Annotated in this window: 7 protein-coding genes; 2 read left to right on the top strand and 5 right to left on the bottom strand. The window is 39.9% G+C overall.

The annotated features are described in order from the left end of the window. Positions 1-22: 22 nt before the first annotated feature. Positions 23-1,192 carry a mannonate dehydratase gene (gene uxuA / locus ACF3OC_RS03065; protein ID WP_392470867.1) on the bottom strand — a complete coding sequence of 390 codons (1,170 nt, stop codon included), beginning with the start codon at positions 1,190-1,192 and terminating at the stop codon, positions 23-25. A gap of 1 nt (position 1,193) precedes the next feature. After that, a complete protein-coding gene (locus ACF3OC_RS03060) occupies positions 1,194-2,015 on the bottom strand; it encodes an SDR family oxidoreductase (protein WP_094280177.1) in 822 nt (273 codons plus the stop codon). Positions 2,016-2,156: 141 nt separating this feature from the next. Here ACF3OC_RS03060 and ACF3OC_RS03055 point away from each other — a divergent pair, with 141 nt between their 5' ends. Further along, entirely contained in the window at positions 2,157-3,149 is a 993-nt protein-coding gene (locus tag ACF3OC_RS03055) for a sugar kinase (RefSeq protein WP_094280178.1), read from the top strand. 1 nt (position 3,150) lies between these two features. Continuing rightward, complete coding sequence (locus tag ACF3OC_RS03050; RefSeq protein ID WP_094280325.1) at positions 3,151-3,816, top strand: bifunctional 4-hydroxy-2-oxoglutarate aldolase/2-dehydro-3-deoxy-phosphogluconate aldolase; 666 nt, start codon at positions 3,151-3,153, stop codon at positions 3,814-3,816. On the opposite strand, the gene ACF3OC_RS03045 is transcribed toward ACF3OC_RS03050, so the two are convergent. The 3 genes from ACF3OC_RS03045 to rpoB form a co-directional block, all read right to left on the bottom strand. Then, a complete protein-coding gene (locus ACF3OC_RS03045) occupies positions 3,806-4,486 on the bottom strand; it encodes an MgtC/SapB family protein (RefSeq protein WP_094280179.1) in 681 nt (226 codons plus the stop codon). The genes ACF3OC_RS03050 and ACF3OC_RS03045 overlap by 11 nt on opposite strands. Before the next feature lie 181 nt (positions 4,487-4,667). Continuing rightward, on the bottom strand, positions 4,668-8,945 hold the full coding sequence (gene rpoC, locus ACF3OC_RS03040; protein WP_094255401.1) for a DNA-directed RNA polymerase subunit beta': 4,278 nt from the start codon (positions 8,943-8,945) through the stop codon (positions 4,668-4,670). Positions 8,946-9,018: 73 nt separating this feature from the next. Continuing rightward, a complete protein-coding gene (gene rpoB / locus ACF3OC_RS03035; protein WP_094255402.1) occupies positions 9,019-12,828 on the bottom strand; it encodes a DNA-directed RNA polymerase subunit beta in 3,810 nt (1,269 codons plus the stop codon). Between the last annotated feature and the right edge of the window lie 42 nt (positions 12,829-12,870).

Genomic DNA, 12,870 nt, shown 5'->3' with positions numbered 1-12,870 from the left:
GTGTATGTCGGTAGACCCTAGGTTAAGATCTAATGATTCCCAATTCTAATCCCCTTAGCTCTGCCAGACCACGAAGTCTTCCAATAGCTGAATAGCCCGGATTGGTTACTTTGTTGATATCATCAAGCATTTGGTGACCATGATCAGGTCTAAAAGGAATAGCAACCTCCCTAGTTTGATTTTCTGCACTCAAGCCTTTGACGATAGCATACATATCTACATCCCCATCCAGATGGTCTGCTTCATAAAAACTTCCGATGGCATCCCGTTTAACATTTCTTAGATGCGCAAAGTAAACCCTATGCTTAACCTTATCCAGTATTTGTGGAAGATTATTTTTAGGACCAGCCCCCAAGGAACCTGTACAGAAACAGATACCGTTAAACGATTTCGGTTGTTCCGTAATCAAATAAACTAAATCCTCCTCATTACTAACCACTCTAGGAAGCCCTAAGATCGCATGTGGAGGATCATCTGGGTGAATGGTCATCTTAATTCCATTCGCCTCACAAGTATCCGCAATTGCCCCTAAAAAGTAAAGCAGGTTTTGTTTCAATCCTTCTCTGCCAATATTTTTATAGATATCAATACTTTGTTGTAGGGACTCAAGTGAAAGATCAGCTTCACCCGGAATACCCATCAACACGTTGAACTGCAAATCAGTTTTATCCGCTTCGCTCATCCCAGCAAATCTCTCCTGCGCCATTTTTTTTATTTCATCAGAATAATCGTGAGCAGCATCCTCACGTTTCAGGATATAAATATCAAATATCGCAAGGTCGATCCAATCAAAATATAAGGCTTTAGAACCATCTTTCATGATCAGATCCAATTGCGTACGCGTCCAATCCAACACCGGCATGAAATTATAACAAATGGTTTTTATTCCACATGCCGCTAGGTTTTCCAGCGATTTCTTATACCGTTCGATATATTCTCCCGCCTCAGCAGACCTGGTTTTTATCGCTTCGTGAACAGGTACGGATTCAACAACAGACCAAGTCAGTCCAGCCTCCTCAATGATTCTTTTCCTCTCTTGAATATCTTCCAGTGGCCATACTTCACCATGTGGAATATGATGCAATGCCGACACGATTCCTGTTGCTCCAGCCTGTTTTACATCCTGCAATGTAACAGGGTCATTTGGACCATACCATCGCCACGTTTGTTCTAAATATTTTTTATTTTCCATATTATACGCCACACCAGGAATTAAATCCACCATCTACAAAAATGATTTCTCCAGAGATAAATGCCGAAGCATCACTTAACAAAAACACCAATGTACCTTCCAATTCTGAAGGATCACCCAATCTTCTATATGGAGTTCCATTAATAAACTTCTGTGCTCTATCGGTGTATGAACCATCCGGGTTAGTCAATAAAGTCCTGTTTTGTTCAGTTAAAAATACGCCCGGAGCAATAGCATTCACGCGAACTTTATCGCCATAACGCAATGCCAATTCCGTCGACATCCACTTCGTAAAACCGTCAATCGCATGCTTGGCAACGGTATATCCAAGAACACGTGTTAACGGACGGGAAGCTGCCAGAGAAGATATATTGATAATGGACCCCACTCCTTTTTCAGCGATCAGTTCACCAAACACAAGAGTAGGAATAATAGTTCCATATAAGTTTAACTCAATGGCTTTGATAGTATCTTGAATTTTATTATCAAAGATGTTTTGATCATCAGCAATGGTTGCTCCAGGAATATTCCCTCCAACAGCATTAATAAGTCCATCGATGCTTCCGAAATGATCGACAATTTGTTGCTTTGCTCCTTTGACAGATTCTTCATCCATGACATCAACGACAATCCCAATGGCTTCAGTGCCCAAATCAGTGGCCATCTTGATTCTCTCGTTAATTTTCTCCTGATTTCTACCGAGGATACAAATTTTCGCACCTGCCTCAGCAAGTGCTTTCACAAAGGATTTCCCTAAAATACCGGTCCCGCCAGTAATGACTATAACTTTATCTTTTAGTGAGAATTGATCTAGAATACTCATAGTTTATGGTTGATTAATACTCAATATTAGTGATTTTATAGGGAATTAAAGGCATTAGAATCAGGATTATTACTTAAACGTTTTCGTAAAATCCCCCGAACTATCCATCAAAAACTATTATATTGTTGTTCAGTTTAACCTATGCCACAGATATTAACATTAGGAGAAATACTTTACCGCCTTCAAAGTGCAAATGAACACATCTTTGAAAAAGGCGACAATCGATTAAAAATATATCCCGGAGGATCAGAGGCCAATGTAGCCGTAGGATTGGGCCAAATGGGCGACAAAGTACAATTCTTTAGCGCTTTCCCCGATAATGCACTGGCGACCGAAATCAAGGAAGCCATGAAAAACCTATCGGTAGATTGCTCCAAGTCACTTACTTCCGGAGACCGCATTGGAAGTTATTTCCTGCTATCCGCGAATGGCTTAAGCAATGGGGAAGTTATTTACGACCGTAAATATTCGAGCTTCAGCATGCTCCAAAAAGAAGATATTGATTTTGACCTGCTTTTCGAAGATGTCGACTGGCTACATTGGTCAGCATTAACACCTGCACTCTCTCAAGAAATGGCAAACCTGATGGAAGCTATTTTAATAGAAGCACAGGCTAGAAATATCAGCATTTCTGTCGATCTAAACTTCCGTAGTAAACTCTGGAAATATGGTAAAACAGCATTAGAAATCATGCCTACTTTGGTTTCCTATTGCGATGTTATCATGGGAAATATCTGGGCGGCAAAAACGATGTTAGGAAGTCCTGTAGAAATAGGTTTGGACAGACAAACAACCAAAGAAATTTACGCCAAGAGTTCAAAGATCTCGGCAACCTATATTTTTAACCATTTCCCAAAAGCCAAACACATAGCCAATACGTTCAGGTTTATGGATCATGCCAAACACAATCTCTTTTACGGCACCTACCATAGTAAAACGGAGGACACAATTTCGGATACCCATGAAACCTACGAAGTAATTGATAGAATTGGAAGCGGAGATGCATTTATGGCGGGTTTGATTCATGCCTTAAAACATGAAATGTCAGCCCAGGAAATTATTAACTTTGCTACAGCAGCAGGGTTTCAAAAACTATTTGTTGAAGGAGATTTTGGAAATGGAAAAGCAATCTAACATGAAAAATCAAGTAATCGATCAGATCCTAAAAAGTCCGGTAATTCCAGTGTTTTATGATGATGATGTGGACACCTGTATCAATGTATTAAAAAGCTGTTATGCTGGTGGCATCCGTGTATTCGAATTTGTAAACCGAGGACCTTTTGCAGAACAAAACTTCAAAATCTTAAGGAACTACAAAGAGGAACATTTCCCAGACCTTAAACTAGGAATCGGAACCATCATGCATGGCGATGATGCGGACCGTTTCATTGAATTGGGAACTGATTTCCTAGTAAGTCCTATATTCTCGGAATGCGTGGCTGCAACGGCCAGAAAAAATGAAATCCTCTGGATTCCTGGTTGTATGACTCCCACTGAAATTGCCGATGCTCAATTCACAGGATGTACCTTTATCAAGCTATTCCCAGGTGATACCTTGGGCCCAGGCTTCTTAAAAAGTATTAAGCCCATTTTCCCAAAATTAAGATTCATGCCAACTGGTGGCGTAGATTGTTCAGAGGAAAGTATCAGCAAATGGTTTGACGCAGGTGTAAGTGCGGTAGGCTTAGGCTCTAAATTATTCGTGAAAATAAATGGAGAATACCAGTTCGGACTAATTTCAGAAAACTGCAGTAAGCTTTTGAGCTGGGCAAAACGCGAGCAACAACCAATTAAAGGCTAATTTCAACAAGCTTTTTATTTTCCAAGATGGCTCGCTCAAATCTTCGAATATTTCTCTTATCGATCAGAACCTCAATTTCAATCGTCAATAATTCAGCAGACATGGTCTGCTTTTTTATTTTTATGTGTTTTGCCAAGGGCTTAATCTCCGAAAGCAATACATCCTTTGCATCCAAATCCGCTCGCTCCATACTCACACTGACCAATCTTACGATATTATGGATCACATATTTATTCAATAATGGACCAGAAACAATAATGGCAAAACAGGCCAATAAAAAGATAGCAGCAATTATATATACTCCGAATCCGATGGCCATACCAATGGCTGCAGACATCCAGATAATGCTGGCTGTGGTCAATCCATTCACATTGACCCCATCTTTAAAGATTACACCCGCACCCAGGAAACCAATTCCTGAAACCACATAGGAAGCTATCCGTGTGGCATCTTCTGATTCCCCAGCTCCCAATTTAAAAGAAAGCAATGAAAACAAAGTACTACCCAAACAGATAATAGAAATGGTTTTAAACCCAGCAGATTTATCTTTCCATTCTCGCTCAAATCCGAGAACAAATCCTGCACATAGAGATAATACGGCTTTCAACAGGTCGTTCCAATCCCATTCAAGTTGATTAATAATAAAATCGATAGATGCGATGTCAGTCATAATTAGTTCAACAAATATAAGATGAAAATGTTAATAATGTTTTAATTTTTGGAGTACAAACCTTGAATTCCTCCCATTCATTAGGATGCACTATTTAAAAATCAGCTCATAAAAAAAGCCCAGCTACTCGAGCTGGGCTTTTTTATATCTCAAGGAATTTACATTCCTAATTAATCTCAGATTAATCTTCTTCTTTCGAAGCTAATAACTGATCGTATTCTTCACGAGAACCAACGATGATGTTACTGTACTGACGTAAACCTGTTCCTGAAGGGATTAAGTGTCCAACAATTACGTTTTCTTTCAATCCTAATAAGTTATCACGTTTACCTGCGATAGCAGCTTCGTTCAATACTTTCGTAGTTTCCTGGAAGGATGCAGCCGAGATAAATGATTTCGTACCTAAGGAAGCTCTTGTAATACCTTGTAACAATGGACTTGAAGTCGCTGGAATTGCATCACGCACTTCCACTAATTTCATGTCTTGACGTTTCAAGCTAGAGTTTTCTTCACGTAATTTACGAAGATTTACGATCTGGCCTGGACGCAATGATTTAGAATCACCCGCATCTACAACCACTTTCTTGTCGTAAAGTGAATCGTTTTCTTCCATGAAGTCCCATTTGTTCACAGCTTCTTTCTCTAAGAAACGAGTATCTCCTGGATCTTCGATATTCACTTTTTGCATCATTTGGTGAACGATTGTTTCAAAGTGTTTATCGTTGATTTTTACCCCTTGTAGGCGGTAAACCTCTTGTATACCATTTACAATGTACTCTTGAACCGCTGATGGGCCTTTGATTGATAAAATATCACCTGGAGAAATCTGACCATCTGAAAGTGGCATGCCCGCTTTGATAAAGTCATTATCCTGTACCAAGATGTGTTTCGAAAGTGGTACTAAGTATTTCTTCACTTGTCCATCACGAGACTCGATTGAAATTTCACGGTTACCACGTTTAACACCACCTAAGGTTACAACACCATCGATTTCAGTTACAACTGCTGGGTTTGAAGGATTACGAGCCTCGAACAACTCTGTTACACGAGGAAGACCACCCGTAATATCTCGGGTCTTACCTGTAGAACGAGGGATCTTAACTAAAATCGCACCTTCTTTTACTTTTTGTCCATCAGATACTGAAACGTGAGCTCCTACTGGAATGTTATATGAACGAATGATTTCGCCTTTGTTATCCAATACTTTGATCGTCGGGTTCTTAGTCTTATCACGAGTCTCGATGATAACTTTCTCTTTGTGTCCAGTTTGTTCATCAGATTCCTCGCGGAAAGTAATACCTTCGATAATCGCATCAAATTCTACCTTACCTGCAAATTCAGAGATAATTACAGCGTTGTATGGATCCCAGTCAACTAACTTAGTTCCTTTATCAACTTTCTCACCTTCTGAAACATATAGGTTAGATCCGTAAGGAATGATCTGTTGGTAAAGAACTTTTCTATCTTCATTTACCACTTTAATCTCTCCTGAACGACCCAATACTACTTGGTAAGGACCAAATTCACCTTCTTTTTCTACAGTACGAACATTCTCAAATTCGATTTTACCATCGTATTTAGAGATGATCGATGATTCTGCAGCAATGTTCGAAGCCGTACCACCGACGTGGAACGTACGAAGTGTTAACTGCGTACCTGGCTCACCGATTGACTGTGCAGCAATTACACCTACTGCCTCACCTAATTGAACACGTTTTCCTGACGCTAAGTTACGTCCGTAACAACATGCACAAACTCCGCGCTTAGACTCACAAGTCAATACCGAACGGATTTCAACCCCTTCAATACCTGCATTCTCGATAGCCTCAGCAACTTCTTCAGTAATATCTTCGTTCGCAGCAACAATCAATTCTTCTGTCTCAGGATGTACCACATCGTTCAATGGAGTACGTCCTAAAATACGGTCGTACAATGGTTCAACGATATCATCATTATCCTTAAGCGCAGTTGTATAGATACCGCGTAAACCGTTACAATCTTGCTCAACAACAATCATATCCTGAGCAACATCATGTAAACGACGAGTTAAGTAACCCGCATCGGCTGTTTTTAACGCTGTATCGGCAAGACCTTTACGAGCACCGTGGGTAGAGATAAAGTACTCCAATACTGACAAACCTTCTTTGAAGTTTGAAAGAATCGGGTTTTCGATAATCTCACCACCTGAAGTACCAGATTTCTGAGGTTTCGCCATCAAACCACGCATACCGCATAACTGACGGATCTGCTCTTTCGAACCACGAGCTCCTGAATCCAACATCATATATACAGAGTTGAATCCTTGGTTGTCATTCGAAAGGATATCCATAACGTGTGCTGTCAACTTGTTGTTGATACGCGTCCAGATATCGATGATTTGATTATAACGTTCGTTGTTCGTAATGAAACCCATGTTATAGTTGTTCATTACTTCTTCAACTTCGTTTGTAGCTTGAGTGATCAAATCAGCTTTCGCAGCAGGAATGTTCAAATCTTGTAGGTTGAAAGATAGACCTCCTTTGAATGCCGTTTGGAATCCTAATTCTTTCATGTCATCCAAGAATTTCGCTGCACGAGCCATACCCGTGTTCTTCACGATTTCTCCAATAACATTACGAAGGGATTTCTTAGTCAATAACTCATTGATGTATCCTACCTCTTCTGGAACGATTTGGTTGAAGATCACACGACCAACAGTCGTTTCAATGATTTGATCCTTGAATTCTCCTTCTTTAGTCTTAACGCGAGCTTTAACTTTAATGAATGAGTGAAGATCTACTTTCGCTTCGTTCAAGGCAATGATTACCTCTTCAGCTGAATAGAAAGTACTTCCTTCACCTTTCATCACAAGCTTGTCATCAGTCTTACGGCCTTTAGTAATATAGTAAAGACCCAATACCATATCTTGTGATGGTACTGTAACTGGTGAACCGTTTGCAGGGTTAAGAATGTTGTGTGCTGCCAACATCAAGATTTGGGCTTCCAAAATTGCAGCATTACCTAATGGTAAGTGAACTGCCATCTGGTCACCGTCGAAATCGGCGTTGAACGCTGTACACACTAATGGGTGTAATTGAATCGCTTTACCTTCAACTAATGTTGGTTGGAAAGCCTGAATACCCAAACGGTGAAGCGTAGGCGCACGGTTTAGTAATACTGGGTGTCCTTTTAATACATTCTCAAGAATATCCCATACTACTGGATCTTTGCGATCTACAATTTTCTTCGCTGACTTAACGGTCTTTACGATTCCTCTTTCAATCATCTTACGGATGATAAACGGTTTGTAAAGCTCCGCAGCCATATCTTTAGGAAGACCACACTCGTGTAATTTCAAGTGAGGACCAACGACGATTACCGAACGAGCAGAGTAGTCAACACGCTTACCTAATAAGTTCTGACGGAAACGACCTTGCTTACCTTTAAGGATATCCGATAAAGATTTTAAAGCACGGTTACCTTCAGTTTTAACAGCATTCACCTTACGTGAGTTATCAAATAACGAGTCTACTGCTTCTTGAAGCATACGTTTCTCGTTACGTAAGATTACCTCTGGAGCTTTGATCTCGATCAAACGCTTCAAACGGTTGTTACGGATAATTACACGACGGTATAAGTCATTTAAATCTGAAGTCGCAAAACGACCACCATCCAAAGGAACTAAAGGACGTAACTCTGGTGGAATAATAGGAACGATCTTAACAATCATCCATTCAGGACGGTTCTCAATATGATCATTTGCACCACGGAAAGCCTCTACAACGTGAAGACGTTTCAATGCCTCGTTTTTACGTTGTTGTGAAGTTTCATTCGCAGCTTGGTGACGAAGATCGTATGATAACTGGTCTAAGTCTAGACGTTTCAACAAATCTTCCAATGCCTCTGCACCCATCTTAGCAATGAATTTCTGAGGATCATTGTCATCCAAGTATTGGTTTTCCTTAGGAAGAGTATCCAAGATATCTAGATATTCCTCTTCTGTCAAGAAATCCATGTATGAAATACCATCTTCTTCTTTGATACCTGCTTGAATAACCACGTATCTTTCGTAGTAGATGATCATATCCAACTTCTTCGTTGGAAGTCCTAATAAGTAACCAATTTTGTTTGGTAGAGAACGGAAGTACCAAATGTGTGCTACTGGAACCACCAAGTTAATGTGTCCCATACGCTCACGACGTACTTTCTTCTCTGTAACTTCAACACCACAACGGTCACAAACGATTCCCTTATAACGGATACGCTTGTACTTACCACAGTGACATTCGTAGTCTTTTACTGGACCGAAAATACGCTCACAGAATAGACCATCACGCTCTGGTTTATAAGTCCGGTAGTTGATAGTTTCTGGTTTAGTAACCTCACCACTTGAACGCTCCAAAATAGTCTCTGGAGATGCTAAGCTGATCGTAATCGATGTAAAGTTACTTTTGATTTTGTTATCTTTTTTGTAAGACATACTTAGTAAAAAGTTAAAGCTGTATGTGAAAGCTTAAGAAGGTTATGCACCTTCTTAAGCTCTATTTGCTTGATTAATCCAATGTGATATCTAAACCTAATCCGCGTAGCTCATGTACCAATACGTTAAACGATTCTGGTACTGATGGCGTTGGTAAGTTATTGCCTTTTACGATTGCCTCGTAAGTTTTAGCACGACCTACAACATCATCCGATTTTACAGTTAAGATCTCTTGTAGGATATTGGAAGCACCGAATGCCTCTAATGCCCAAACCTCCATCTCACCGAAACGCTGACCACCGAATTGTGCCTTACCACCTAATGGTTGTTGTGTAATCAACGAGTATGGTCCAATTGAACGCGCGTGCATCTTATCATCAACCATGTGTCCTAATTTCAACATGTAGATTACTCCAACTGTTGTAGGTTGGTCAAAACGATCACCCGTTAATCCATTGTATAGGTATGTACGACCTGACTTAGGTAAGCCTGCTTTCTCAACCCACTCTTCTACCTGGTCCATTTCTGCACCATCAAAGATTGGAGTAGCGAATTTAACACCTAATTTTTGTCCGGCCCAACCTAATACAGTTTCATAAATCTGTCCAAGGTTCATACGCGATGGTACCCCTAGTGGGTTCAACACGATATCTACTGGAGTTCCGTCTTCTAAGAATGGCATGTCCTCATCACGTACAATACGTGCAACAATACCCTTATTACCGTGACGTCCCGCCATCTTATCTCCTACTTTCAGCTTACGTTTTTTAGCAACATATACTTTTGCCATCTGAACGATTCCTGAAGGAAGCTCATCACCAACAGAGATTGCAAATTTCTCGCGCTTGAATGCACCTAACTCCTCATTAACTTTAATGTTGTAGTTGTGCAATGCAAGTTTGATCATATCATTCTTGTCATCATCTGTAGTCCAGCCTGTAGGATTTACGTTGTTATAGTCAAGATCAGTAAGAATCTTTTGAGTAAATTTAGCACCCTTAGCTACCAATAACTCTTTGTAAACATTGTAAATACCTTGTGAAGTTTTACCATTTACGATCGTGAATAATTTTTCAACTAAACGATCTTTAAGAATCTTGATATTTCTGTCGTGAGCTACTTCTAATTTCTCTAAAGCTTTGCGTTCAACTTCTTTAGACATTTTCTTCGCACGAGAGAATAACTTCGTATCGATTACCACACCTTTGATAGATGGTGGAGTTTTCAAGGAAGCATCCTTCACGTCACCCGCTTTGTCACCAAAGATCGCACGTAATAACTTCTCTTCTGGTGAAGGATCTGACTCTCCTTTTGGTGTAATCTTACCAATTAGGATGTCACCTTCGCCAACCTCAGCACCAACACGGATAATACCGTTTTCATCAAGGTCTTTCGTAGCTTCTTCTGAAACGTTAGGAATATCTGCAGTCAATTCTTCCTCACCACGTTTTGTATCACGAACCTCTAGTTCGAATTCCTCAATATGTAATGAAGTGAATAAATCCTGTGATACAACACGCTCTGAAATTACGATCGCATCCTCAAAGTTGTATCCTTGCCAAGGCATGAACGCTACTTTCAAGTTTCTACCTAATGCTAATTCACCATCTTCAGTTGCATAGCCCTCACATAATACTTGTCCTTTTTCAACACGTTGTCCTTTCGTAACGATCGGCTTCAAGTTGATACAAGTATTCTGGTTGGTTTTCTTGAATTTCGTTAATCTATATGCTTTCACATCGTCGTCGAATGATACTAAACGATCATTGTCGTTTCTATCGTAACGGATGTGAATTTCTTGTGCATCTACATATTCTACTGTACCATTTCCTTCAGCATTGATCAATGTACGTGAATCTTTCGCTACACGAGCTTCTAATCCTGTACCTACAACCGGTGCTTGCGGACGCAACAATGGAACTGCCTGACGCTGCATGTTCGAACCCATCAATGCACGGTTGGCATCATCATGCTCCAAGAATGGAATCAATGAAGCCGCAATTGATGTAATCTGGTTCGGAGAAACGTCCATATAGTCTAATTTCTCAGGCTCAATAATCGGGAAGTCACCCTCATATCTTGCTTTTACTTTCGCATCTAAGAAATTACCTTTATCATCATATAATGCATTTGCTTGCGCAATTGTCTTATCATCCTCGTCCTCTGCTGATAAATAAACAACTGGTTTATCAACTACAACCTTACCATCAGAAACGATACGGTATGGAGTTTCGATAAATCCTAAGTTATTGATCTTCGCATGAACAGATAATGATGAAATCAAACCAATGTTTGGACCCTCTGGAGTTTCAATAGTACACAAACGACCGTAGTGCGTATAGTGAACGTCACGTACCTCGAAACCAGCACGCTCTCTTGAAAGACCACCTGGACCTAATGCTGATAAACGACGCTTGTGCGTAATCTCAGCCAATGGGTTGGTTTGATCCATAAATTGTGATAACTGATTCGTTCCGAAGAATGAATTGATTACTGATGATAATGTACGAGCATTAATCAAATCAGTAGGTGTAAACACCTCGTTATCACGAATATTCATACGCTCACGGATAGTACGAGCCATACGAGCTAGACCTACTCCGAATTGAGCATATAATTGCTCACCTACCGTACGAACGCGACGGTTAGATAAGTGGTCGATATCATCCACCTCAGCTTTTGAATTGATCAAGTTGATCAAATACTTCACGATAGCAATAATATCTTCACGAGTTAATACTTTCGTGTCAGAAGGAGTATCAAGTTTCAATTTACGGTTGATACGGTATCTACCCACATCCCCTAAATCGTAACGTTTATCCGAGAAGAATAAACGGTCAATGATACCACGTGCAGTTTCCTCATCAGGTGGTTCTGCGTTACGTAATTGACGATAGATATGCTCTACCGCTTCTTTCTCTGAGTTCGAAGTATCTTTTTGTAAAGTGTTATATATAATTGAATAGTCCGCATTGTTCGATTCATCTTCCTTTGTCAAGATGATGGATTTGACACCAGCTTCGATGATCAAGTCAATGTGGTCTTCTTCTAATACGGTTTCACGTTCAAGGATGATCTCGTTACGGTCGATAGATACTACTTCACCTGTATCCTCGTCCACGAAATCCTCTGTCCATTTGTTCAATACTCTAGCCGCTAAACGACGACCAACGTATTTCTTCAATCCAGATTTACTAACTTTTACTTCATCTGCAAGGTCGAAAAGTTCTAAGATTTCCTTATCCGAATCGAAACCGATTGCACGTAACAAGGTAGTAACTGGGAATTTTTTCTTACGATCGATATAAGCATACATCACGTTATTCACGTCTGTAGCAAATTCAATCCAAGAACCTTTAAAAGGAATAACCCTAGCAGAATAAAGTTTAGTACCATTGGTATGTCTACTTTGACCAAAGAACACACCAGGGGAACGGTGTAATTGAGAAACAATAACACGTTCAGCTCCATTGATAACGAATGTACCTTTTGGAGTCATGTACGGGATAGTTCCTAAATACACGTCTTGTACAATGGTTTCGAAATCTTCGTGTTCCTCATCATTACAAGACAACTTCAATTTAGCCTTTAAAGGTACGCTATAAGTCAATCCACGTTCAATACACTCTTGAATATCATAACGCGGTGGATCAATGAAATAATCCAAAAACTCTAGCACAAAGATGTTTCTTGAATCAGAAATAGGGAAGTTTTCTGCGAAAACCTTGTAAAGCCCTTCCTGATGGCGGTTGTCAGAAGTAGTTTCTAATTGAAAAAACTCCTTGAAAGACTCTAATTGCACGTCCAAGAAATCCGGATAATCAATTACCTTCTTACTTGTCGCAAAATTTACTCTTTCTTTTTGAATATTATTGTTTGCCAAGGGAATAAGAATTTAGTTTTAAAAAACTGAGCTAACATCTGC

The organism is Sphingobacterium cellulitidis, assembly GCF_043187465.1.
Lineage (GTDB): Bacteria > Bacteroidota > Bacteroidia > Sphingobacteriales > Sphingobacteriaceae > Sphingobacterium > Sphingobacterium cellulitidis.
Note: the sequence above shows the minus strand (reverse complement) of the source record. Positions and strands in the feature narration are given on the sequence as shown.